22 protein-coding genes are annotated in these 22,836 nt (G+C 65.5%); 5 read left to right on the top strand and 17 right to left on the bottom strand.

Features of this window, described 5'->3' with window-relative positions; genetic code table 11:
• Positions 1–263: 263 nt before the first annotated feature.
• Positions 264–1,193, top strand: coding sequence for a LysR substrate-binding domain-containing protein (locus MTR72_RS30055; protein ID WP_280966738.1), 930 nt, complete (start codon positions 264–266; stop codon positions 1,191–1,193).
• Here the strand turns inward: MTR72_RS30055 and MTR72_RS30050 are convergent.
• The 10 genes from MTR72_RS30050 to MTR72_RS30005 are packed head-to-tail and all read right to left on the bottom strand — an operon-like array spanning position 1,183 to position 11,281.
• Positions 1,183–2,556: an amidohydrolase family protein gene (locus tag MTR72_RS30050; protein ID WP_280966739.1), complete on the bottom strand. Its 1,374-nt coding sequence runs from the start codon at positions 2,554–2,556 to the stop codon at positions 1,183–1,185. The two genes, MTR72_RS30055 and MTR72_RS30050, sit on opposite strands and share 11 nt — an antisense overlap.
• Entirely contained in the window at positions 2,553–4,136 is a 1,584-nt protein-coding gene (locus tag MTR72_RS30045) for an ABC transporter substrate-binding protein (RefSeq protein WP_280966740.1), read from the bottom strand. The genes MTR72_RS30050 and MTR72_RS30045 overlap by 4 nt, the downstream gene beginning before the upstream one ends.
• Positions 4,137–4,147: 11 nt before the next feature.
• Entirely contained in the window at positions 4,148–5,467 is a 1,320-nt protein-coding gene (locus MTR72_RS30040) for a dihydroorotase (protein ID WP_280966741.1), read from the bottom strand.
• Between the two features lie 10 nt (positions 5,468–5,477).
• Entirely contained in the window at positions 5,478–6,134 is a 657-nt protein-coding gene (locus tag MTR72_RS30035) for an aspartate/glutamate racemase family protein (protein ID WP_280966742.1), read from the bottom strand.
• Between the two features lie 8 nt (positions 6,135–6,142).
• The gene (locus MTR72_RS30030) at positions 6,143–7,027 is read right to left on the bottom strand and encodes a polysaccharide deacetylase family protein (protein WP_280966743.1); all 885 of its coding nucleotides are present in this window, start codon (positions 7,025–7,027) and stop codon (positions 6,143–6,145) included.
• Positions 7,014–7,829, bottom strand: coding sequence for an ABC transporter substrate-binding protein (locus MTR72_RS30025; protein WP_280966744.1), 816 nt, complete (start codon positions 7,827–7,829; stop codon positions 7,014–7,016). Before MTR72_RS30025 ends, MTR72_RS30030 begins: the two co-directional genes overlap by 14 nt.
• Before the next feature lie 13 nt (positions 7,830–7,842).
• Positions 7,843–8,607 (bottom strand): amino acid ABC transporter ATP-binding protein, encoded by a 765-nt coding sequence (locus tag MTR72_RS30020; RefSeq protein WP_280966745.1) that lies wholly within the window; start codon positions 8,605–8,607, stop codon positions 7,843–7,845.
• Positions 8,604–9,461, bottom strand: coding sequence for an amino acid ABC transporter permease (locus tag MTR72_RS30015; RefSeq protein ID WP_280966746.1), 858 nt, complete (start codon positions 9,459–9,461; stop codon positions 8,604–8,606). Before MTR72_RS30015 ends, MTR72_RS30020 begins: the two co-directional genes overlap by 4 nt.
• Positions 9,458–10,285: an ABC transporter substrate-binding protein gene (locus MTR72_RS30010; RefSeq protein ID WP_280966747.1), complete on the bottom strand. Its 828-nt coding sequence runs from the start codon at positions 10,283–10,285 to the stop codon at positions 9,458–9,460. The genes MTR72_RS30015 and MTR72_RS30010 overlap by 4 nt, the downstream gene beginning before the upstream one ends.
• A gap of 39 nt (positions 10,286–10,324) precedes the next feature.
• A complete protein-coding gene (locus MTR72_RS30005) occupies positions 10,325–11,281 on the bottom strand; it encodes an N-carbamoyl-D-amino-acid hydrolase (RefSeq protein ID WP_280971309.1) in 957 nt (318 codons plus the stop codon).
• A gap of 151 nt (positions 11,282–11,432) precedes the next feature.
• Here MTR72_RS30005 and MTR72_RS30000 point away from each other — a divergent pair, with 151 nt between their 5' ends.
• Together MTR72_RS30000 and MTR72_RS29995 are read left to right on the top strand one after the other, a co-directional pair.
• Positions 11,433–12,350 carry a LysR family transcriptional regulator gene (locus MTR72_RS30000; protein WP_280966748.1) on the top strand — a complete coding sequence of 306 codons (918 nt, stop codon included), beginning with the start codon at positions 11,433–11,435 and terminating at the stop codon, positions 12,348–12,350.
• A gap of 37 nt (positions 12,351–12,387) precedes the next feature.
• A complete protein-coding gene (locus MTR72_RS29995; protein WP_280966749.1) occupies positions 12,388–13,104 on the top strand; it encodes a type 1 glutamine amidotransferase in 717 nt (238 codons plus the stop codon).
• A 721-nt stretch (positions 13,105–13,825) separates the two neighbouring features.
• On the opposite strand, the gene MTR72_RS29990 is transcribed toward MTR72_RS29995, so the two are convergent.
• The 7 genes from MTR72_RS29990 to MTR72_RS29960 form a co-directional block, all read right to left on the bottom strand.
• Positions 13,826–14,293: a nuclear transport factor 2 family protein gene (locus MTR72_RS29990; protein ID WP_280966750.1), complete on the bottom strand. Its 468-nt coding sequence runs from the start codon at positions 14,291–14,293 to the stop codon at positions 13,826–13,828.
• Positions 14,294–14,372: 79 nt separating this feature from the next.
• Positions 14,373–14,822 (bottom strand): tol-pal system-associated acyl-CoA thioesterase, encoded by a 450-nt coding sequence (ybgC, locus tag MTR72_RS29985; protein ID WP_280966751.1) that lies wholly within the window; start codon positions 14,820–14,822, stop codon positions 14,373–14,375.
• 69 nt (positions 14,823–14,891) lie between these two features.
• A complete protein-coding gene (locus tag MTR72_RS29980) occupies positions 14,892–15,809 on the bottom strand; it encodes a metallophosphoesterase (protein WP_280966752.1) in 918 nt (305 codons plus the stop codon).
• A gap of 151 nt (positions 15,810–15,960) precedes the next feature.
• Positions 15,961–16,995, bottom strand: a complete 1,035-nt coding sequence (ruvB, locus tag MTR72_RS29975; protein WP_280971129.1) for a Holliday junction branch migration DNA helicase RuvB — start codon at positions 16,993–16,995, stop codon at positions 15,961–15,963.
• A 20-nt stretch (positions 16,996–17,015) separates the two neighbouring features.
• Positions 17,016–17,633, bottom strand: coding sequence for a Holliday junction branch migration protein RuvA (gene ruvA / locus MTR72_RS29970; RefSeq protein ID WP_280966753.1), 618 nt, complete (start codon positions 17,631–17,633; stop codon positions 17,016–17,018).
• Positions 17,630–18,157, bottom strand: a complete 528-nt coding sequence (ruvC, locus tag MTR72_RS29965) for a crossover junction endodeoxyribonuclease RuvC (protein WP_280971130.1) — start codon at positions 18,155–18,157, stop codon at positions 17,630–17,632. The genes ruvA and ruvC overlap by 4 nt, the downstream gene beginning before the upstream one ends.
• A 198-nt stretch (positions 18,158–18,355) precedes the next feature.
• Positions 18,356–19,102: a YebC/PmpR family DNA-binding transcriptional regulator gene (locus tag MTR72_RS29960; protein ID WP_280966754.1), complete on the bottom strand. Its 747-nt coding sequence runs from the start codon at positions 19,100–19,102 to the stop codon at positions 18,356–18,358.
• 213 nt (positions 19,103–19,315) lie between these two features.
• On the opposite strand from MTR72_RS29960, the gene MTR72_RS29955 reads away from it, so the two are divergent.
• Together MTR72_RS29955 and MTR72_RS29950 are read left to right on the top strand one after the other, a co-directional pair.
• Positions 19,316–21,055: a methyl-accepting chemotaxis protein gene (locus MTR72_RS29955; RefSeq protein WP_280966755.1), complete on the top strand. Its 1,740-nt coding sequence runs from the start codon at positions 19,316–19,318 to the stop codon at positions 21,053–21,055.
• Between the two features lie 273 nt (positions 21,056–21,328).
• The gene (locus tag MTR72_RS29950; RefSeq protein WP_280966756.1) at positions 21,329–22,753 is read left to right on the top strand and encodes a methyl-accepting chemotaxis protein; all 1,425 of its coding nucleotides are present in this window, start codon (positions 21,329–21,331) and stop codon (positions 22,751–22,753) included.
• The last annotated feature ends 83 nt before the right edge of the window (positions 22,754–22,836 follow it).

The following is a 22,836-nucleotide window of genomic DNA, read 5'->3' as shown; positions in this document are numbered from 1 at the left end:
CCAATCTCCAATACCGGGATGAGGGACGTGTCGACGATCAGACGGCCGAAGCGCAGTCCGCGTTCCCCTCGGCGCAAATCCCGATTCCAACAGGGCTCCGGCCCCTGCCAAACGGGTTTTGGCGCGATCGGGAGGGTTTGGCCCCGATCTGCCGGAAAAACGGGCTGTCTCCAGCGCTGATGAAAAAGATCGCAGAGCTATACTTCCATCGTCCAATGAATAATGGCACCCTCTACATGCCGAAATGTTATGAAGAGAACGGGATGGCGCGGATCAATTCGCGGCAGGTGGAAGCCTTCCGCGCGATGATGCTGACCGGCAGCGTGACCGAGGCGGCGAAGCTGATGGTGGTGACGCAGCCTGCGGTAAGCCGGTTGCTGCGCGACTTCCAGGCGCTGCTGAAAATGGAGCTGTTCGAGCGGCGCGGCACCGGGCTGGTGCCGACCGCTGCGGCAACGGCGCTCTACACGGAAGTCGAGCGCTCCTTCGTCGGCCTCGAACGCATCACCGCGGCCGCCGAAGAAATTCGCGGCCGCCGCACCGGCTCATTGCGCATCGCCGCACTACCGGCGCTGTCGAACGGCTACCTGCCGCGGCTCGCCGGACATTTCTTGAAGGAGCGGCCCAACCTCAACCTCGCCTTCTTCGGCGTGATCTCGCCGATCGTGGTCGACTGGGTGCTGAACAATCAATGCGACATCGGCTTTGCCGAGGTGCCGATCGCCCATTCCGGCCTGCCGAGCCTGCGGCTGCCGCCATTGGCGCGCGTCGCGGTGCTGCCGACCGGACATCGCCTCGCCGAAAAGCAGGTGCTGGAGCCGCGCGACTTCGAGGGCGAGACATTCGTGTCGCTCTCGGCGGGCTCTGCGAGCCGGCATCTGATCGACCAGATCTTCCACCGCAGCGACGTCCGCCGCGTATTGCGGGTCGAAACCACACTGTCGGAGATCATGTGCGGCATGGTGTCGTCGGGACTTGGGGTTGCGATCTGCGATCCCTTCACGGCTGAAGAATTCTCCACCCGCGGCATCGTCGTGCGGCCCTTCCTGCCGCGCATCGACTTCGAATTCTCCGCCGTCTTTCCCGCGCAGCGCAGCCCCTCGCCGGTGGCGCTGGATTTCGTCGAGACCGTGCGCAAGTCACTCACCGCGTTCGACGAACAGCCCGCGCATGAGGCCGCGCTCAGCCGTTGAACGCGGCCTGCGCCTCGGGCAGGTCCCAGATCTTGCCGATCGCGACGCTGCCTGCTGCAGTGATCGCCTTCTCGTCGCCGCCGAGATAGCGGCCGGCATCGATCAGCAGGCGCCCGTCGACGATTACCTGATCGATATTGGCGCGGTTGGCGAGCGCGATCAGCGCGCGGCGCGGGTCGAACAGCGGTTGAAGATGCGGATGGGTGAGATCGACCACCGTGAGATCCGCGGTCGCGCCCGGCTCGATCCTGCCGAGATCCGGCCGCTTGATGACGTCGGCAGCGACGGCCGTGTTCGCCTCGATCAGTTCTGGCGAATTCGCGACATCGGCGCGCTGCGACGTCGTCTTGGAGATGAGTGAGGCGGCGTTGAGCTCGCCGAGCAGGTCCATGTTGTAGCCGTCGGTGCCGACCACGGTGCGCACGCCGTGCTCGGCGAAGCGGCTGAAGGCGGCGGTGATGCCGGCGCGCGCGAACACGCGCGGGCAGTTCAGCACGGTCGCGCCGCGCGCCGCCATCAGCTTCAGATCGTCATCGGTACTGGAAATGCAGTGTGCAGCCATAAGGTCGGGTGCAAGGAGCCCGAGCCAGTCTAGATATTGCGCCGGTGTGCGGCCACCATAGCGCTTGCCGATGATCTCGACCTCGGCCCGGCTTTGCGCCAGATGCGTCGTGATGGGCACGCCGAGCTCACGCGCACGTGCGGCGCAGGCCTTCAAGAGATCAGGGCCACAGGTATCGGTCGCATGCGGGCTCATCGCAAGGCCGATGCGCCCGTCGCCGCGACCGTTCCAGCGCTGATAGAGCGCATCCCACGTCGCCATGTCCGCCGCGCCGTCGTCGCCGGCATAGCAGACCACGCCGTCGGCCCTCGCCTTGGCGTCCGAGGTCGAGAATAGATAAGGCGCGCCATAGAAGCGGATGCCCATCTCCTCGGCGGCGTCGAACATTTCCGGTATAGAGTTGCGGAACGGCTCCATCACCGTGGTGGCGCCGCCCTTGAGAAGCTGGAGGATGCCGAGCCGCGCGACGGCCATGCGCTCCTCCCCAGTCAGCAGACCGGCACCGCGCTTGGTCAGCGGCAGGAGCACCGTGTAGACGATGCTCTGATTGTTGCGGCGGCCGTTGCCGTCCTCGGTGTGGCTGCGCGCCACCGCCTCGCTGAAGCAGTGATTGTGCAGGTTCAACAGGCCCGGCAGAACGAAGCGGCCGGGGCGGTCATGAACCTGATCAGCGCGAGGCCTGTCGCGCGTGACCGCGGCGATCTTGCTGCCTTCGACCAGAACCCAGTGGTCGCGCAGGACCTCCTGCGTACCGTCCTTGCGTGACAGCACATAGCTGCCGAAGATCGCGATCGTGCTCATGCGGGGCGTACGTTCCAGAAGACGGCGGTGCCGTCGAGAATGCCGGTAATGGCCTTGCGGTAGGCGGTCGGCTGCTTGTACAGGCCTACCGGGATATAGGGAATCTCCTCGAACGCCACCGCCTGGATCTGGCGGCAGATGCGCTGCTGCTCGGCGAGCTCGGAGGCAGCCAGCCACTCGCTGCGCAAGCCGCCCATCTTCTCGCTCGCATACCAGCCGGCGACCTTGCCCTCGCCGCGCAGATTGGTGTTGCCAGCAGGGTTGAGCCAGTCGATGCCCTGCCAGTTGGCGACCGCGGCACTCCAGCCGCCCTGCGCAAGCGGCTCCTTCTTGAGCTGCCGCTGCAAAATGACGGCAAAATCGAGCCCGGCATATTCGACATTCATGCCCGCTTTGCGCAAGCTGTCGACGGCGATCTCGCCGAGCGGTTTCTGTGCCAGCGAGTTGGTTGGAACGAGCAACACGATCTTCTCGCCATTGTAGCCGGCGGCCTTCAGATCGGCCCTGACCTTGGCGTAGTCGCGCGGCCCGCGAAACACGTCGAGACCGACCTCGCTCGCCATCGGCGTGCCAGGTGCGAAATAGCCGATCGGCGAGACCTGATAGGCCGGATCGGTGCCGGCGACGGCAGTCATGAAGGCGGACTGATCGATCGCACCTAACAGTGCGCGGCGGATGGCGGGATTGTCGAACGGTGGCTGCAAATGATTGAGGCGCAGCATGCAGGCGTAGCCTCTGGGATCGAGGATCCGGGTCTCGATGTCGCCGGCCGCCTGGATCACCGGCAGGAGATCGTGCGGTGTCGTCTCCTGCCAGTCCTGCTCGCCGGTTTGCAACGCGGCGACGCCGGTGCCGGCATCGGGCGTGGTGGTCCAGACCACGCGATCGTAATGCACGACCTTCGGCCCCGCCGTCCAATCCGGCTTGCCGTCGGTGCGCGGCTGGTAGCGCTCGAACCGGGCATAGGCGTTGCGCGCGCCCTGCACGCGCTCGTCGGCGAGATAGCGGAACGGACCGCTGCCGACGACCTCGGTCAGCGGCTTGAACGGATCCTGGCTCGCCAGCCGCTCCGGCATCATGAAGCAGGCGTTGATCGCGGCCTTGCCGAGTGCCTGCGGCAGCAACGGGAACGGACGCTTGAGACGGAAGCGGATGGTGCGGTCATCAGCGGCCGAGAGCTCGTCGGTCGCCCCCATCAGTTCGCCACCAAAGCCGTCGCGCGCGGCCCAGCGGCGGATGCTCGCGACGCAATCTCGGGCGAGCACGCGCTCGCCGTCGTGCCAGAACAGACCGTCGCGCAGGGTGAGGTCCCACTGGAGCCGATCACCGGAGATCACGTGGCCCGACACCATCTGCGGCGAGACCTGAAGCGATGAGCTCATGCCGTAGAGCGTGTCGTAGACCATGAAGCCGTGGTTTCGCGACACCTGCGCAGTCGAATAGACCGGATCGACGAAAGCAAGGTCGATCACCGGGATGAAGCGCAGCGTGGTCTGTTCCTCGGCTCGCAGGATGCCCGGCAGCGACAGGGCCGGCGCGGCGGCCGCGGCTTTGAGCAGGGAGCGGCGGGAGATCGGCATCGAACAAACTCCTAGGACGCGAAACGAGCGAGGCGGCCGATCGGTGCGCCCAGCACCTCGTCGTCGCGCATGACGGTGTGGCCGCGGATGATGGTTGCGACCGGCCAGCCGGCGATCTTCTTGCCGGCGAAGGGCGTCCAGCCGCATGGCGAGACGATCCAGGATTCCTCGATCGTGCGCTTCGCCGTCATGTCGACCAGGGTGAAGTCGGCATCGTAGCCGGCCGCCAGCCGCCCTTTGCCGACGAGGCCGTAGACGCGGGCGGGACCGGCTGCCATGAGATCGACGAGGCGCGACAGTGACAGCCGGCCGGCATTGACGTGATCGAGCATCACGGGGACGAGCGTCTGCACGCCGGTCAGCCCGGCCGGGCAATCCGGCCACGGCAGCTCCTTGGCCGCGCGCGCATGCGGCGCGTGATCGCTGCCGATGGTGTCGACGATGCCGTCGCGCAGCGCGGCCCAGCTTGCCTCGCGATGGCGTTCACCGCGGATCGGCGGGTTCATCACGCCAAAGCCCTTGAGCGTGTCGTAGCAGTCCGGCGCGACCTGCGTGAGGTGATTGACCAGCACCTCGACGGTCGCGACGTCGCGATAGTCGCGCAGGTAGCCCAGCTCCTCCGCCGTGGAGACGTGGAGGATGTGCGCGGGACGTCCGGTCTTGCGGGCCAGCGCCATCAGGCGGCGGGTGCCGAGAAAGGCGCATTCCTCGTCGCGCCATTCCATGTGAGAGCGATGTGGCATGCCGCGCGAAAACATCGGCTTGCGCGCCTGGAGGCGGTATTCGTCCTCGCTGTGGAAGGCGATGCGGCGGCGGCCGGCACGCATGACCTTCTCGAGATGCTCGTCGTCCTCGACCAGGAGCGATGCGGTCGAGGATCCCGCAAAGACCTTGATGGCGCAAACGCCGCTCTCGCTCTCGAGATGCGCGAGCTCGCCGATATTGGTCTTGGCGCCGGCGATGTAGAGGCCGATGTCGCAAAAACTCTGCTGTTCGGCGAAGCCGCGCTTCCAGTCGAGCTGCGCCTGGTCGGCGATCGGCGGGTTGGTGTTGGGCATGTCGAACAGCGTGGCGATGCCGCCCAGCACGGCGGCGCGGGTGCCCGTGCTCAGCGTCTCCACAGCGGGATCGCCTGGATCGCGTAAGTGGACGTGGCTGTCGATCAGGCCGGGCAGGACGTGGAGGCCACTCGCGTCGATCACATGATCTGCGGTATCGGACGCGCCTGCCGAGAGCGTCGCGATGCGTCCGCCGGAGACGCCGACATTGGCCGCCTCCTCGCCCCAAGGCGTAACGCAAGTGCCGTTCCTGATCAGAAGCTCAAAATGCATCGTCCACCTCTCACGCTGTCAGCAGAACCGCGCCAATCGCAGCCGCCACCGCCTGCTGCGCCGGCTCGACCACAGGCACGCCGATCGCCTCGGCAATGGCCGCACGATGCGAGGCCATGCCGGCGCACCCCATCACCACGACGTCTGCGCCGCGCTCGCTGACCAGCGCGCGTCCGGCTTCGATCAATCTGCCGCGAATGTCAGCGCCAGCCGTTTCGGCGGCGCTGGCGCCGACCGACCAGCTTCCGGCATAGCGGGTCTCAACGCCGATCTGGCGCACCATGCGCTGCTGGCGGCGGATGCTCGACGACGACAGCGCGATGACGCCGAAGCGCTCGCCGAGCGTCAGTGCGCGCAGGATGCCCCACTCGGCGATGCCCATCACCGGACGGCCGTCAGCCGCCTCGCGCACCGCATGCAGGCCGGGATCGCTAAAGCAGGCGAGCACGAAGGCATCGGCATCGTCGCGCGCGACGCGATTGACCAGCGGCATGACCACGCTGTCGGCGTCGCGCTGCGAGGTGATACTGGGTGGCCCTTCGGCAAGGCCCTCCACCGTGATCTCCGGCCCGCCGGCGATCCTGAGCGGCGCGACCGCGTCGTCGATGGCGGCCGTGACCGACGCCGACGAGTTCGGGTTGATGACCAGGATGCGGCGAGGGGTCATGGCGCAGCTCACCGGTTGTCCGCCTCATGGCGCAGGAAGTTGGCCGCGATCGCCTCGCCGGTCGTGATCCAGAGGTCCGGGCAGGATTTGGCGTAGGTCAAGAATTCGCGCAGTAGGCGCAACCGCATCGGGCGGCCGCTGCATTGCGGATGCAGCACCGTCGTCACCATGGCGCCCCAGTCCCGGACCTCGTCGAGCTCGTCCTTCCAGAGCGAGAGCACGTGCTCCCGAGGGAAGATCGAGCGCGGGCTGAAGCGGGCGGAGAGGCCGTGCATCCAGTCATCATAGCTCGCGGTGACCGGCAGCTCGATCGTGCCCGGCTTGCCGTCGGCGAGACGATGCCTGTAGGGCCGCACGTCATCGCGGAACGAAGAAGTGTAGACGATGCCGTGACGCACCAGCGCGGCGCGCAGCTCCTCGGTGAACTCGCCATACGGCGCACGATAGCCGATCGGCTTGACGCCGAGCCGGCGCTTCAGCGCCTCGAAACCCCGTTCCAGCTCCTCCTCGATCCAGGGATCACCGGGATCGGGCAAGAGATGGTGATAGCCGTGATGACCGATCTCATGGCCGGCTTTGAGAATGGATTCGGCCATGGCCGGGTGCGCATCGACCGACCATCCTGTGACGAAGAACGTCGCCTTGAGATCGAGCTGGTCGAGCAGCTCCAGCAGCTTCGGCGTGCCGACGCGCGCCTCATAGCCGCCATAGCTCATGGTGATCAGGCGCTGCGCATGCACGGCGTCCTTGCTGGTCCACGCGCTTTCCGCATCGACATCGAACGACAGGAACATCGCCGATGTATACGGCTTCGGCCAGGGATAGCTAGGTGCGGGATCCGCGGTGTTGGCCGGAACGAGCGGGATGCTCTGAAGTGCCTTACTGTCCAGCATTGATGGTTGCCTTCTCCAGTCCGTTATCGTTCAGTTTCCACTTGGCAAGCAGCGCGCGATAGGTACCGTCCGCGATCAGTGCGTCGACCGCCTCCACCATCGCCTGCTGAAGAGCCGCTTCCTTGACCGCCAGGGCAATGCCGGTGAATTGCTGCGCAATGGGCTCGCCGACCGTCGCATAGGCGCCGGGCTCGAGATCCATGATGTAGGGCAGCGTCTCGTTGCCCTGGGCGGCGGCATCGATGCGGCCCTGCCTGAGCTGGGTGCGGGCGTCGGCCGAGCCGTCGGTGCCGATGAACTGGATCGGGTTGCTCCCGCAGTTCTTCTCGCTCCACGCCGCGATCTGTGCCGGGAACATGGTGCGGCGGCTGGCGCCGACCTTCTTGCCGCAGAGCGCCGCCGCGTCCTTGAACTCCGCCTTGCGCGACTGCTGCACGAAGAACTGCGGACCGCTGCGCAAGTAATCGACGAAGGACGCGATCTCGTGCCGGCTCGCATAGTCCGTGAAGCCGGACAGAATCGCGTCCACCCGTCCCGTCGCGATCGACGGCATGAACTCGGCGAAACTGGTCTCCTGCCATTCGATCTTGACGCCGAGCTTGCGGCCCAGCGCTTCGCCGAGATCGATGTCGAATCCGGACAGCGCGTTGGTGGCGGGGTCGCGAAACTCCATCGGCGGATAGTTCGGCACCAGCGCGACCTTGATGCTGCCGCGCTTCGCGATCTCGGCAGGCAGCTCGCTCGCCGCCGCCGAGGCCGTCGTGGCACAAATCAGCGCCGCTACCACCAACATTCTCATCATCAACACGCCCCCTTCATATCACTGCAGAGAGAAAGGCCTTCGTGCGCGCCTCGCGCGGCGCGCCGAGCACGTCGGATGCAGTACCGGACTCGACGATCGTGCCCTGATCCATGTAGACGACGCGGTCGGCGACCTCGCGCGCAAAGCCGAGCTCGTGCGTCACCACCATCATGGTCATGCCGCTGCCCGCGAGCTCCTTCATCACCGCGAGCACCTCGCCGACGAGCTCCGGATCGAGCGCGCTGGTCGGCTCGTCGAACAGCATCAGCATCGGCTTCATGGCGAGCGCACGGGCGATCGCGACGCGCTGCTGCTGACCGCCGGAAAGCTGCGCCGGATACCACTCCGCCTTGGCCGCGAGCCCGACGCGCCTGAGCAGCTCGATCGCTTCAGCGCGCACCTCTTCTAGCTTGCGGCCCTGCACCTGAAGCGGGCCTTCGGTGATATTCTCCAGCGCGGTCTTGTGCGGGAACAGGTTGAAGCGCTGGAACACCATGCCGGTCTTCAGCCGCTGCCGCGCGATCTGCGGTTCGGTCAGGCGGTGCAGCCGGCCGCCCTGCTCGCGCACACCGAGCAGCTCGCCATCGAGCCAGATGCCGCCGCTGTCGATCGCCGTGAGCTGGTTGACGCAGCGGAGCAGCGTGGTCTTGCCCGAGCCGGAGGCGCCGATCAGGCACATCACCTCGCCGGCCCAGACGTCGAGCGAGACGCTTTTGAGAGCCTGAAACTCTCCAAAATTCTTGCTGACGGAGCGGATCGCGACGAGGGGTCTTGTCATCGGGCGAACTGCATTATGCCGCGGGCAAAGTGTCGCTCGAGCAGCATCTGAAGCGGCGTCAGGATGGAGACGACGAGCAGGTACCAAAGCCCGGCGACGATCAGGAGCTCGATCACGCGCGAATTGGCGTAGTAGATGTTTTCCGCGTTGTGCAACACCTCCGGATACTGGATGACGCTCGCAAGCGACGTCGCCTTCACCATGCCGATGAATTCGTTGCCGAGCGGCGGGATCACCACGCGCATCGCCTGCGGCAGGATGATCCGGCGCAGCGCGCGCAGCCGTCCCATGCCGATCGCCTGCGCCGCTTCATACTGGCCGATGTCGACCGACAGCATTCCGGCGCGCATCACCTCGGATGTGTAGGCACCCTGGTTGATGCCGAGCCCGAGCAGCGCCGCGAGGAACGGCGTCATGACGTCGACCGCACGCGCGGTCCACAGGCCGGGAATGCCGATGGTCGGAAACACCAGCGCGAGGTTGAACCACAACAGGAGTTGCAGGATCAGCGGCGTGCCACGGAACAGCCAGGTGTAGCCGGCGGCGACCGACTTCAGCACCGGATTGGGCGACAGCCGCATAATCGCAACGACGATGCCGAGCACGATGCCGAGCGTCATCGCCAGCACGGCCATCACCATGGTGTTGACGATGCCTTCGAGAATGACCTTTGCGGTCAGGAAGCGGCTGACATAGGACCATTCGATCTGGCCGCTCGCGAAGGCGCGGCCGATCGCGGCCAGCACGAGGACGATCAGGGCCGCGCCGAGCCAGCGAAACCAGTGCGGCTCGCGCGCGATCCGCATCCCGGACAGGTCGGGAAATCCCTGCGCGAGGGCGGACGCCGGCTTCATTGCGGGGCCGCATTCAGCATGGGCTGGGCCGCCGCGTTGGCGCCCAATCCCCATTTGTCGAGAATGGCCTTGTAGGAACCATCGGCGATCATCGCAGCGAGCTTCTCCGTCACAACCTCGCGCAAGGCCACATCGTCCTTGCGGAACATGATGCCCTGATAGCCTTTGGCGAAGGGTTCGCCGACGATGCGATATTTGCCGACCTCCTGCGATTGCGCGTAAGGCAGGGTCTCGCTGCCCTGCACGGCGGCATCGATGCGGCCTTGCTTGAGCTGGTTGCGAACGTCGATCGAGTTTTCACCCGGGACGTACTGGATCGCCGGCTTGCCCGCCGCCTCGCAATTCTGCTTGCTCCACTTCTCGATCTCGACCGGGAAGCTGGTGCTGCGCGTGGTGCCGACCTTCTTGCCGCAGAGATCGGCGGCGACTTTGGCCTCGCTCTCCGCCATCACGAAGAACTGCGGGCCGGTGGCCAGGTAATCGACGAAATCGGCGGTCTCCCGCCGCGAGGCGCGGTCCGAGATGCCGGAGATGATGAAATCGGCGCGCTTGGTCTGCAGCGAGGGGATCAGCTCGGCGAACGGCGTCTCGCTCCAGACGATCTTGAGACCGCCGAGCCGCTTGGCGAGTTCGTTCGCCAGATCGATGTCGAGCCCGACCAGCTCGCTGGTCGCGGGATCGCGATACTCCATCGGAGCGTAGGTCGAGTTGACCGTGAGCCGCAAGGTACCCGCCTTCTTGATCTCCGCCGGAAGCTCGGCCGCCTGCGCGCAAGTTGCAACGGCAAGCGCTGCCAGGGCGAGAGAAAGCGAAAGGCATGTCATGTCAGCTCCTTTGCCAACGCCGCGACCGGCCGTTTGGAATCAATCCGCGTCGAGAACGGCCGGCTCGATGACGCCGGCGCGTTCGGTGATCACCCTGTATTGCTCAGGCCGCCGGTGGGCGGCAAAATTGAACATCTTGTCCTTGCCCTGGCGGCAGAGGTCGAGATCGATGTCGGCGACGATCACTTCGTCGGCCAGCGTCTCCGCCTGCGCGACGATGCGGCCGTTGGGATCGACGATGCAGGAGCCGCCGATCAATCCGGAGCCGTCCTCTTCGCCGGCTTTGGCTACCGAGATCGCCCAGGTCGCGTTCATGTAGGCGTTGGCCTGCGTCACCAGGGTCGAATGGAAGGTGCGGAGTGCGGCGTCTTCGGTGACCCCGCCATTGGGATCATAGGCGGCGGAATTGTAGCCGATGCAGACGAGCTCGACGCCTTGCAGGCCGAGCACGCGCCAGGATTCCGGCCAGCGGCGGTCGTTGCAGATCATCATGCCCATGATGGCGTGGCCCCAAGCCGAGCCGGCGCGGAAGGCCGGAAAGCCGAGGTCACCGTATTCGAAATAGCGCTTCTCGAGCTGCTGGTAGCGCGCACCTGGCCGCGGCTCGACCGAGCCCGGCAGATGCACCTTGCGATAGCGGCCGAGCATGTCGCCGTCACGATCGACCAGGACAGCGCAATTGTAGCGGCGGCCGTCCGCCGTCTGCTCGGCGTAGCCCACATAGAAGCCGACGCGCAGGGCCCGCGCGCGCTCGAACAGCTTTGCCACGGCCGGGTTCGGCATGGCGCGCTCAAAATATTGGTCGAGCGCCGCACCTTCGAGCAGCCAGCGCGGAAAGAACGTCGTGAAGGCAAGCTCGGGAAACACCACAAGACTTGCACCGCGGCCAGCCGCTTCCTCCAGCAGCGCAAGCATGCGCCCGAGCGTATGCGCGCGCGTATCGGCCTTTTGCGTCGGCCCCATCTGGGCCGCGGCGGCGCGAAGAACACGAACCAAAACTGCCTCCAATCTATGCGCGCTGCCGCCTCGTTGGGCGAACGAACTGTTTGATACAGCGTGCAAATCTGCTGCCATTACGGGCAAGCAGGGCTGCAAAAGCAATTCGTTCTGCTATGATCTTTTGGCCCAGAGTATAATCGGCATTTATATGAACCTGCGTCAGCTCGAGATTCTGCGCGCCGTCATCCGCCATCGCACCACCGTGGCGGCAGCGGACGAATTGGCGCTGTCGCAGCCCGCGGTCAGCAACGCGTTGAAGACGATGGAAGCACAGGCGGGCTTTGCGCTGTTCGAGCGCGTCAACAACCGTCTGTTTCCGACCGCGGAAGCGATGGCACTGTACAAGGAGAGCGAGGCGATCTTCGCGCTGCATGCCAAGCTCGAGAACCGCGTGCGTGATTTGCGCGAGAACCGCTCCGGGCATCTGGCAATCGTCGCGACGCCGCCGCTTGCCTACAGCATCATCCCCTCCGCTTTGTCAGGCTTCCTGCGCCGCCGTCCGGAGACGCGGGTGTTCTTCGACGTCCGCCGCTATGAAGGCATCATCGAAGGCGTGCTCAGCCGCGTCGCCGAGCTCGGCTTTGCGCTCGGGCTGACGCATCACCCGGGAATCGCGCATGAGGTGGTCCACACCGGCGAGATGGTCTGCGTGCTGCCGCCGCAGCATCCGCTTGCCGATCAGCCGGTGATCTCGGCCTCGGATCTTTCCGGGCTACCCTTCATCGGGCTCGAGCGCGGCACGCGTCTCGGCGAAGCCGTGCGCGACAGCTTTGCCCGCGCCGGTGCACCGTTCCAGCCGACCGTCGAGGTGCGCTACTGCAACACGGCCTGCGTGCTCGCGGCCGCCGGCGTCGGCGCAGCGGTCGTCGATCCCTTCTCGCCGCGGCAAAACAGCGGCAGCGGCCTCGTCGTGCGCCCTTTCGCGCCGACCACCCACGCGGTCGCCTACATGCTGTGGTCGGAGGCAGAACCGCTGTCGAGGCTGGCAAAGGCCTTCCTCAACGAGGTCCGCAACGAGAGCAGGCTGCTGCAGAGCAAAATGCCACTCGCGGCGAAACCTGACTGAGCTTGCACGGTACGCACAATCTCATATCCGAGGGCACATGGCACGCATCACCATCATCGAGACGGGACACGTTCCCCGGAAATATCGCGAGCGTCACGGCTCGTTTCCGGACATGTTCGCGCGCATGGTCCGCGCCGCAGATCCCGCAAGCACGTTCGACGTCGTCAGCATCCCCGATGGCGAGGTCCTTCCCGATCCGGGCCAGGTGCAAGCTATCCTGATCACCGGTGCGGCGGCCGGCGTCTATGACGGGCTCGACTGGATCGCATCGCTCGAGGAATTCGTGCGCACCGCTCATGCGCACGGAACGCCGATGGTCGGCGTCTGCTTCGGCCATCAGCTCATCGCGCAAGCGCTGGGCGGCACCGTGCGCAAATCGGACAAGGGCTGGGGCATCGGCCGGCACGTCTACCAGGTGACACCGAACAACGGCGTTGTTGCAGGCGAGCGGCTCGCCATCGCCTGCTCACATCAGGATCAGGTGATCGAGGCTCCCAGCGATGCCCGCACGATCCTCTCATCCGACTTCACGCCGCATGCCGGCCTGCTCTACGCCAACGGCACCACGCTGTCGGTGCAGCCGCATCCAGAATTCGACGTGGATTTTGCCCATGTCTGCTGCGAATTGCGCGAAGGCAACGCACCGGATGCTGTCGTTGCCACGGCCAAGGCCTCGCTTGCCGAGCCGCTCGACAGCGCAAAGCTCGGCGCCGCGATCACGCGGTTTCTCGCGAGGCGCCGGGCATCTTCCTAATTCGCGCCGTGCCCCCGCACGGCACTCGTCCCTTCTCCCGTCGCCGTCGCGCACGGGTGGGCTGACTGTCACCAAATATCTGCGCACTCCGCCGGTTGCTCAGAACGCGCAAAAAGCCGCCGGTTGAGACCGCGGCGGCTCTTGCCGTTGGGCAACCGTGAACTGCTCGTCAGTAGCCACTCTTCGTGCTCGTGCCACTCTTCGTGCTCGCGCCGGTGGTTTGACCAGGAGCATATCCGGACGCACCCGGATGGCCCTTCTTGGAACCCATAGCATGCATCTTATGTCCCGGAGTGTATTTCGATGCTCCCGTGTGGACCTTCTTGGACCCCTTGGTTTGCATCTCCTGACCCGGCGCATTGCTTGAGGCACCTTGCGCAAACACGGCCGGCGCGGTCCCTATGAGGGCGATGGCAGAAACTGCAACAATGATTGTCCTCATTTTCTTCCTCCTCGAATAAGCACTCTGAGGAACGAATTGGAAACCGCGCCGTTCCAGAACGGCTACTCATTATTCTCATCGCCTTCCCTTCTCCCCTTGTTGTGGGAGAAGGTGGCATAGGCCTCCGGCCGCCGTTCTTACGAGAACGCCGAAGCGGAGCTTCGGCTATGGCGCGGGAGGAGGGTCTCTATCCGCGAGTTCAAATGCACCAGTGTAATGCGTGGAGAGAGACTCTCACCCGTCTCGCCGCTATGCGGCGAGCCATCCTATTTTGCGTCTTTAGAACGGATCGCTGCCCAGCCCCGGCACATCCGCAGGCCTCGGCCCCGGCGCCGGCCAGTGGAAGCGGCGATCCTTCTCCGCGATCGCGATGTCGTTGATCGAGGCTTCGCGGCGCTTCATCAGGCCGTGCTCATCGAACTCCCACTGCTCGTTGCCGTAGGAGCGGTACCACTGGCCGCCTGCATCGCGCCATTCGTACTGGAATCGCACCGCGATGCGATTGCCGTCGAAGGCCCAGAGGTCTTTGATCAGGCGATAGTCGAGCTCCTTGGCCCATTTGCGGGTGAGGAACGCGACGATGGCCTCGCGACCCTGAAAGGCCTCGGAGCGGTTGCGCCAGCGGCTGTCCTCGGTATAGGCGAGCGCGACACGCGCGGGATCGCGCGAATTCCAGGCGTCCTCGGCCATGCGGGCTTTTTGCGCGGCGGTCTCTCTCGTGAAGGGCGGAAGCGGCGGACGCGACATGGCGGCCTCATCGGGTTGACGGGAGCGCGAATCTATCGCCGCAGCGGCTGGTGTCGAGAGGCCATTGCCTATCGCCCGATCACGAAATCACATCGGCCTTCATCAGCGCGCGGATCGATTTCGGGATCGGCTGGGCGCGCCCGCCGCTGATGAAGGCGACCCGCACCTCGGCCTTGACCAGCACATCCTCGCCGCGCCTCACCTCCTGCGCCAGCATGATGGACGCGCCCTTCACCGCGATCGGCCAGGTCACGACGTCGAGGACGTCGTCCATCCGCGCGGGTTTGAGGAAGTCGAGGTGCATCGAGCGCACGACGAAGGCAAAGCCGGCCTCCTCCGTCTCGGGCTGATCGAACAATGCCTGCTGCTCGGCGCCCATCAGCCGCAGATGATTGGTGCGCCCGCGCTCCATGAAGCGCAGATAGTTGGCGTGATAAACGATGCCTGAAAAATCCGTATCTTCGTAATAGACGCGGACCTGCATGTGGTGGCGGCCGCCCCGGATCTCGCCGTCGAGATGAGCTGTCACGTCGCGAGCCTCTTCGCTTGTCGCTACCGGTCCGTTGTGCGCAAAAACGGCCGGTCGCGCAAGCGTGCGCTACACGATCGCCGGTCCCCGTCCCAGCGTCACCTCGACGATCTCGGGCGGGACACCGACCCGAACCGGCATGATGCTGCAACCGAGGCCGCCGGAGATGATGACGTCGCATTTCAGCCGAAAGTGGCCATAAGCGAGCCGCAGGCCATGCTGTGGCGGAACGGCCGGCGACCAGCCGAGCAGGCGGACCTGCCCGCCATGGGTGTGGCCGGACAGTTGCAGCGCGACCCGCGCTGGCACGCGAGGCGCGATGTTGGGCTCATGTGCAAGCAGGATCACCGGCGCGTCATCGGTCACTTTTGCAAGCGTCGCCGTGAGATCGTCGGCACCGAAGCGCACCGCGCCGCGGAAGCGCCGCGCCGGCAGAAAAGCGAGCTGATCGCCGAGGCCGGCGAGCCAGAACGGGCGGCCGTCCTTGGCCAAGCGCACGACGTCATTCTCGTAGACGGGAATGCCGGCCGCCTCCAACGCGCGATGCGCGACCGTCGGCCCGTGCCCTACGCGCTGCACGGTCTTGTCTTCCCAATAGTCGTGATTGCCCATGACGGCATGGACGCCGAGCGGCGCCTTGAGTCCTGACAGCACCGCTGCCCATTCGCTCGACGGAATGATGCGCGTCACGTGGTGAAGACCGGCGACATAGTCGCCGAGCAGCACGATGAGATCGGCATTCAGCGCGTTGGTGCGGTCGACGATGGCTTCGATCCGCTCCAGCGACATCCAGGGATCGCAGGCATGGATGTCCGCGATCACGGCGATCTTCAGCGGAAAATCCGCCGGCCATTGCCGCGGGGTCGGACGATAGCGGGTGACGCGAAGCCGCAGCACCGGCTCGACGCCGACACCGTAGGCGGCGGTCGACACGCCGAGGGCTGAGAGGCCGCCGATGGAACGGATGAGATGTCGCCGAGAGATCATGAAGGCCCGTCGTGATGCGGGCTCCTTGATGCGGTCCGATTGGAGCGGAATTGGGGTGCATTCGTGCAGACCATCTGCACCTTTGTGCAGACCGTCTGCGCAGAAGCCACCAGCGCTCGCGCCCGGCCAAGGCATCCAGTGACTGCGGCAGTCAGTCGTCCTCGGCCTGATCGGTGCCGAACAGGCCAAATTGCGCCGGATCGCGGTTGGGCTCGGTGAGGCCGAGATGGCGGAAGGCGTGCGAGGTGAGCAGGCGGCCGCGCGGGGTGCGCTGCAGATAACCGCACTGGATGAGATAAGGCTCGATGATGTCTTCGATCGCATCGCGCGGCTCGGACAGCGCCGCGGCCATCGTCTCCACGCCGACCGGGCCGCCGCCATAGTTCAGCGCGATGGTCGTGAGATAGCGGCGATCCATCGCATCGAGACCAGCGGCGTCGACCTCGAGCGCGCTGAGCGCGTGATCGGCGATCTTGCGGTCGATCCTGTCGGCATTCGCGGCCGAGGCAAAATCGCGCACGCGGCGCAACAGGCGGCCGGCGATGCGCGGCGTGCCGCGGGCGCGGCGCGCGATCTCGTTGGCACCGTCCGGGCTCATGCCGACATTGAGCACGCGCGCACCGCGGGTGACGATGCTTTCCAATTCCTCGATCGTGTAGAAATTGAGCCGGACCGGAATGCCGAAGCGATCGCGCAAGGGATTGGTGAGAAGGCCGGCGCGCGTGGTGGCGCCGACGAGGGTGAATTTCGACAGCTCGATCTTGACCGAGCGCGCCGCCGGGCCCTCGCCGATGATCAGGTCGAGCTGAAAGTCCTCCATCGCAGGATAGAGCACCTCTTCCACCGCAGGGCTCAGGCGATGAATCTCGTCGATGAAGAGCACGTCGCGCTCTTCGAGGTTGGTGAGGAGCGCGGCGAGATCGCCGGCCCTGGCGATCACGGGGCCTGATGTGGCGCGGAAGCCGACGCCGAGCTCCTTGGCCACGATCTGCGCCAACGTGGTCTTGCCGAGGCCGGGCGGGCCGACGAACAGCACATGGTCCAACGCTTCGCCGCGCTTCCGCGCCGCCTCGATGAACACCGAAAGATTCTTGCGCGCCTGCTTCTGGCCGACGAAATCGGTGAGCGACTGCGGACGCATCGCGGTGTCGCCGACATCGTCGCTGCGGCGCTCGGGCGAGACCATGCGGGAGGCTTTCGCGTCGCTCACTTCGCGAGCTCCTTCAGCCCGAGCCGGATCAACTGCGCCGTCTCGGCGCCTTCACCGGCACTGCGCGAGGCCGATGCGATGGCCGCGGCTGCCTGCGGCTGGCCGTAGCCGAGATTGACCAGCGCGGAGATCGCGTCCGCCACCGGGCGCGGCGCACGCTGGTCGTCGACGACGCCGGCGAGGTGTACGACGGCAGGATCGATATTGGCGAAGGCAGGCGCCTTGTCCTTCAATTCGGTGACGATGCGCTCGGCGACCTTCGGACCGACGCCCGGAGTGCGCGACACCGCGGCCTTGTCGCGCAGCGCGATCGCGTTGGCGAGATCGGCCGGCGACAGCGTACCGAGCACTGCGAGCGCAACCTTGGCGCCGACGCCTTGCACGGTCTGGAGCAGGCGAAACCATTCGCGCTCCTGGTCGGTGCGGAAGCCGAACAGCTTGATCTGATCCTCGCGGACATAGGTCTCGATCGACAGCACCGCGGCCTCACCCGGCGACGGCAGGTGCTGCAGCGTGCGCGTCGAGCAGTGCACCTGATAGCCGACACCGCCGACGTCGAGGATGACGAACTCCTCGCCGTAGGAATCGATCAGGCCCTTGAGCTTGCCGATCATATTCCCACCACTTTCAGCCTTAGCGCCGTGCTCTGGCGATGATGGGCGTGCGTGATGGCGATGGCGAGCGCGTCGGCGGCATCCGCTGACGGCGGCTCGGCTTTCGGCAGCAATATCTTCAGCATCATCGCGATCTGGTGTTTGTCGGCGTGACCGGCGCCGACCACCGTTTTCTTCACCTGGTTCGGCGCGTATTCGGCGACGGTGATACCGAACATCGCAGGCGCGAGCATGGCGACGCCGCGGGCCTGGCCGAGTTTCAGCGTCGCAACGCCATCCTTGTTGACGAACGTCTGCTCGACTGCAGCTTCCATCGGCTTGTGGTCGGACAAGACCGCGGCAAGCCCCTCATGGATCGCGAGCAGCCGGCTCGACAGCGGCAATCCCTCCGGCGGTTCCACCGAGCCGCAGGCGACATAGCCCAGACGATTGCCCTCAGCCTCGATCACGCCCCAGCCGGTACGGCGCAGGCCGGGGTCGATGCCGATGATACGGATGGGTTGGCGAATCGGGAGCGCGGTCATCGGCCAGTGATAGCGGCTGGCCGCCATGGGGGAAACAGAAACAGAACGGAAATAACAGGGGAAGTATGGTCTCGTGGTTGAGTGCCACCACAAGACATGCCGTCATACCCCGCTTCTCCGTATCCCTCTGGCGCCTCTGGAATACTGGTTCGCCCGCCTTCGCGGGCGATGAGCAGAGTGTGGGACGGGCGGACTGGCCTACCCGCCCATCTTCGCCATCAGCGCGTCCGAGACCTCGAAATTGGCGTAGACGTTCTGGACGTCGTCATGCTCGTTGAGCAGGTCCATCAGCTTGAGCAGTTTCTCGCCGGTCTCGTCGTCGACCGACACCGTGTTCTGCGGTTTCCAGATCAGCGCGGCCTTGCGCGGCTCGCCGAATTTGGCTTCCAGCGCCTTGGCAACGTCGCGATAGCTTTCGGTCGAGGCGTAGATCTCGTGGCCGCTCTCGCTTGAGATCACGTCGTCGGCGCCGGCCTCGATCGCGGCATCCAGCACCGCGTCGTCGGAGGCGACGCTGCGGTCGTATTCGATGATGCCGGTGCGGTCGAACATGAACGAGACCGAGCCGGTTTCGCCGAGGTTGCCGCCGGATTTGGTGAAGAAGGAGCGAATGTCGGAAGCGGCGCGGTTGCGATTGTCGGTCAGCGCCTCGACGATGACGGCGACGCCGCCCGGGCCATAGCCCTCGTAGCGGATCTCGTCATAATTCTCGCCGTCGCTGCCGATCGCCTTCTTGATGGCGCGCTCGATATTGTCCTTCGGCATGTTCTCCTGGCGTGCCGCGATCACGGCGGCGCGCAGGCGCGGGTTCATGTTGGGGTCGGGCGTCCCCAGCTTGGCCGCGACGGTGATTTCTCGCGCCAGCTTGCCGAAGATCTTCGATTTCTGCGCATCCTGCCGCCCCTTGCGGTGCATGATGTTCTTGAATTGGGAGTGTCCGGCCATGCGTGGTCTCTTCGAGTGGTCTCTTGGGGTCGTCCGCCAATGAGGGTGGGAAGCGCGGCCTTATAGGCCGCCAACCCACCGGAATGAAAGGGTCTCACATCCTTTAAGGTAATATCGTAGAGGGATCATGCCTAGAGGTGAGGCATCGTTAACCCTGACTTCATTCCAGCTTGCGAAAATAGCCTCCGCCCGTCCACCGACAAGAGTGACCCGATGGCGTTCGCATTTTTTCGGAAGCGTGTGCCGGATGTGGCCGCGGCAGCCGCACAGGCCGCTGAGCCCACCAGCGTCAGCGAACCGATCCAGACCGAGGGCGATTCGGCCCGGGAAATCCTGGAACTGCTGGAGCTCGAGCTCGGCGCCATGATTCGCCAGCTCGAACGTGCCGCCAATTCTGTCGCCGGTGGCGCGGAGGCAACCGCAGCGACACTTGCCACCATCCGTGCTCGCACGGATGCGCTGACCGGACGCACCAACGCCGCCCAGTCGACCGCATCCACCTTCGCTGAGGCCGCCGACAAGTTCACTCAGTCCGCGCTAGGAATCGGCGCGCAGGTCCGCGCGGCCGGCAAGCTCGCCGACGAGGCCAGCGCCGCGGCGCAGGAGGCCCGCGCCAATGTCGACCGCCTGCGCGAGTCCTCGGCCGCGATCGGCAACGTCGTCAACCTGATCGCGCAGATCGCGCGGCAGACGACGCTGCTCGCGCTCAACTCGACCATCGAGGCCGCGCGCGCCGGCGCGGCAGGGAAAGGCTTTGCGGTCGTCGCCACCGAGGTCAAGGCGCTCGCGGTGCAGACGCAGGGCGCGACCGAAGAGATCACCAGGAAGATCGACGCGCTGCAAAGGGACGCCGCCAGTTCTGCCGATGCGGTGCACCGCATCTCGCAGGCGATCGAAGCGATCCGCCCCGTGTTCGAGACCGTCGACGGCGCGGTGGCCGAGCAGAACGCGACCACCAGCGAGGTCTCCGACAACGCCGCCAGCGCGTCGCAATTCATCGTCGCGGTCGGCGAGAGCGCGGCCGAGATCGACGCCGCGACCAAGGCGGCCGAGACCCATGGCGAGAACGTCGCCAGCGCCGGCAAGGCCGTCACCACGTTCGCGCACAAGCTGAAGTCGCGCTGCGCGGTTCTGCTCAGGCAGAGCGAGCACGACGATCGTCGCAGGACCGAGCGGCTGCCCTGCCATCTCAAATTCGAAAGCGCACGCGGCGTGATGCCGGTCTACGAAATCGCGATGGACGGCGTGCTGATCGGCGGTGCCGACGCCGCAAGACTCGCGCTGCACGCGGTGATCGATGGCACGCTCGAAGGCGTCGGCGCCTGCCGCCTGCGCGTGACCGAGCAGTCCAAGGCCGGCGCCCGCGCGCAATTCGTCAGCCCTGCTGCTGTGCTAGCTGAGAAGATCGAGGACAGGCTGTGGTCGATCCATGAGGAGAATACCGAGTTCGTCACCCGCGCCATGGAAGCGGGCAACGCGCTGACGAAGATCTTCGAGCAAGCGATCGCGCGCGGCGATGTCAAGATCGACGACCTCTTCGACACCGACTATGCGGAAATCACCGGGACCAATCCGCAGCAATACCGCACGAAATATCTGGATTGGGCCGACCGCGCGCTGCCGCCGTTCCAGGAAGCCTTTCTCGCCAGGGAGCCGCGCATGGTGTTCTGCGCCATGGTCGATCGCAACGGCTTCCTGCCGGTGCACAACAATATCTACTCGCACCCGCAGCGGCCGGGCGACGTTGCCTGGAACACGGCCAACAGCCGCAACCGGCGCATCTTCAACGATCCGGCAGGGCTGGCCGCGGCGCGCAACTTGCGCTCGTACCTGATCCAGAGCTATGCGCGCGATATGGGGAACGGCAATACCGTGATGATGCGCGAGATCGACGTCCCGATCCGCGTGCAGGGCCGGCACTGGGGCGGATTCAGGACGGCCTACAAACTCTAGCGCATGATCCGAACAAGGCGGGCCGCGCCAGCGCAAAAAGTGTGGAGCGGCTTTCTCTCGCGATAAACGCGAAGCGGTTGCGCGGAGATCATGCTCAAACAAAACCTGGAGCGCGATAACGATTCATCGTGCCTGAGTGCACGCTCAGGCAAGACGCCGAAGCGCGAATCACCCATTACGTCGGAATTGACGCGAATCACCCTTTACGTCGGAATTGAAATGGGAATGCCGCGTGGGGCCGGCGAACGGCTCTGACTGGAGGACTCATCGAACATGTCCGTCGTACAACTTGCAGTCCTGGACACCGGATCCAATCGCACGCTGGCCGAACGACTGATCGACCAGCTTGCCGACCGCATCGGCGGTCTCGGCGTGGAACTCGCCGACATCGCCGGCAACGTCCAGGAAGTCGCAAGTCGCGTCGAGAACCAGTCGGAACGGTTTCATCACCTGCAGAAGACCGCCGAGACGATGGTCTCGGCCAATCACGACATCGCCAATGCGTCGCAGGCGGTGCAGTCGACCACCTCCGCAGCCGTCGGCGAGATCGCCCAGTCGCGCCATGCGGTCGAGACCGCGGTCAGCCATATCTCGGAGCTCGTCGCGGCTGTGGGGCGGATCGAGGCGCGGCTCAGCGCGGTCGGCGCGGCGCTGGCGCAGGTTGCGAAAGTGTCCGGCTCGATCGAGGCGATCGCGAAGCAGACCAACCTGCTCGCGCTCAACGCCACCATCGAAGCGGCGCGCGCCGGTAGCGCCGGCCGCGGCTTCGCGGTGGTCGCGAGCGAAGTGAAGAGTCTCGCCGAGGCGACCCGCCAGGCCACGCATCAGATCTCCGACACCGTGCGCGATCTCGACGGCCAGATCGAAGGTCTGATCGGCGAGAGCAGCGACGCCTCGCTGCGTGCGAAGACCGCCGGCGAAGGCGCCCAGCAGATCTCCGGCATCATCACCCGCGTGCAGCAGGGCTTTGCCTCCGTCGAAGCAGAGATCGACAGCGTCGCGCGTGCCGCGACCTCCAATCTCGGCCATTGCGACACCGTCATCAGCGAGCTCGATGAGCTCGCCAAGGGCGTCGACCTCTCCTCCCGCGATCTCAAATATGCCGACGAGCGGGTGGCGAAGCTGCTCGACATCTCCGAGGGCCTGATCGCGCTGATCGCCGACAGCGGCGTAGAGACGTCGGACGCGCCGCTGATCCGCGTCGTCGTCGACACCGCGAAACGGATCTCGGCCGAGTTCGAGGCCGCGATCGATCGCGGCGAGATCACGCTCGACCAGCTCATGGACGAGACCTATCGGGAGATTCCGGGCACCGATCCCAAGCAGTATCTCACCAACTACGTCGACTTCACCGATCGCGTGCTGCCCGCGATCCAGGATCCGATTCAGAAATCCGATTCTCGCATCGTGTTCTGCGTCGCCTGGGCCAAAGGCGGCTACCTGCCGACCCACAACCCGAACTACCGCCTGCCGCAGGGCAAGGACCCGGTCTGGAATAACGCCAATTGCCGCAACCGCCGCCTGTTCACCGATCGCGCGGTGAAGAAGGTCGCGGCCAACACCAAGCCTTTCCTGCTGCAGACCTACCGTCGCGACATGGGCGGCGGGCAGTTCGTGCTGATGAAGGACTTGTCCTCGCCGATCACAGTCTGCGGCAGGCACTGGGGCGCCTTCCGGATGGGATTCCGGCAGGGCTGAGAGCCATTCGGCACGCCTACACCGACGACGAGATGGGAGGGAGCAGACGGCGGAGTAACCTCGCCGCAAACGCCGCTGCCCTC

The sequence above is a fragment of the Bradyrhizobium sp. ISRA442 genome, assembly GCF_038085055.1.
GTDB lineage: Bacteria > Pseudomonadota > Alphaproteobacteria > Rhizobiales > Xanthobacteraceae > Bradyrhizobium.
Note: the sequence above shows the minus strand (reverse complement) of the source record. Positions and strands in the feature narration are given on the sequence as shown.

Bases quoted from the DNA above. Each gene is read 5' to 3' on its own strand.
- MTR72_RS30055 (WP_280966738.1), top strand. From the start codon at position 264: ATGGCGCGGATCAATTCGCGGCAGGTGGAAGCCTTCCGCGCGATGATG.
- MTR72_RS30050 (WP_280966739.1), bottom strand. From the start codon at position 2,556: ATGAGCACGATCGCGATCTTCGGCAGCTATGTGCTGTCACGCAAGGAC.
- MTR72_RS30045 (WP_280966740.1), bottom strand. From the start codon at position 4,136: ATGCCGATCTCCCGCCGCTCCCTGCTCAAAGCCGCGGCCGCCGCGCCG.
- MTR72_RS30040 (WP_280966741.1), bottom strand. From the start codon at position 5,467: ATGCATTTTGAGCTTCTGATCAGGAACGGCACTTGCGTTACGCCTTGG.
- MTR72_RS30035 (WP_280966742.1), bottom strand. From the start codon at position 6,134: ATGACCCCTCGCCGCATCCTGGTCATCAACCCGAACTCGTCGGCGTCG.
- MTR72_RS30030 (WP_280966743.1), bottom strand. From the start codon at position 7,027: ATGCTGGACAGTAAGGCACTTCAGAGCATCCCGCTCGTTCCGGCCAAC.
- MTR72_RS30025 (WP_280966744.1), bottom strand. From the start codon at position 7,829: ATGATGAGAATGTTGGTGGTAGCGGCGCTGATTTGTGCCACGACGGCC.
- MTR72_RS30020 (WP_280966745.1), bottom strand. From the start codon at position 8,607: ATGACAAGACCCCTCGTCGCGATCCGCTCCGTCAGCAAGAATTTTGGA.
- MTR72_RS30015 (WP_280966746.1), bottom strand. From the start codon at position 9,461: ATGAAGCCGGCGTCCGCCCTCGCGCAGGGATTTCCCGACCTGTCCGGG.
- MTR72_RS30010 (WP_280966747.1), bottom strand. From the start codon at position 10,285: ATGACATGCCTTTCGCTTTCTCTCGCCCTGGCAGCGCTTGCCGTTGCA.
- MTR72_RS30000 (WP_280966748.1), top strand. From the start codon at position 11,433: ATGAACCTGCGTCAGCTCGAGATTCTGCGCGCCGTCATCCGCCATCGC.
- MTR72_RS29995 (WP_280966749.1), top strand. From the start codon at position 12,388: ATGGCACGCATCACCATCATCGAGACGGGACACGTTCCCCGGAAATAT.
- MTR72_RS29990 (WP_280966750.1), bottom strand. From the start codon at position 14,293: ATGTCGCGTCCGCCGCTTCCGCCCTTCACGAGAGAGACCGCCGCGCAA.
- MTR72_RS29980 (WP_280966752.1), bottom strand. From the start codon at position 15,809: ATGATCTCTCGGCGACATCTCATCCGTTCCATCGGCGGCCTCTCAGCC.
- ruvB (WP_280971129.1), bottom strand. From the start codon at position 16,995: ATGGTCTCGCCCGAGCGCCGCAGCGACGATGTCGGCGACACCGCGATG.
- ruvA (WP_280966753.1), bottom strand. From the start codon at position 17,633: ATGATCGGCAAGCTCAAGGGCCTGATCGATTCCTACGGCGAGGAGTTC.
- ruvC (WP_280971130.1), bottom strand. From the start codon at position 18,157: ATGACCGCGCTCCCGATTCGCCAACCCATCCGTATCATCGGCATCGAC.
- MTR72_RS29960 (WP_280966754.1), bottom strand. From the start codon at position 19,102: ATGGCCGGACACTCCCAATTCAAGAACATCATGCACCGCAAGGGGCGG.
- MTR72_RS29955 (WP_280966755.1), top strand. From the start codon at position 19,316: ATGGCGTTCGCATTTTTTCGGAAGCGTGTGCCGGATGTGGCCGCGGCA.
- MTR72_RS29950 (WP_280966756.1), top strand. From the start codon at position 21,329: ATGTCCGTCGTACAACTTGCAGTCCTGGACACCGGATCCAATCGCACG.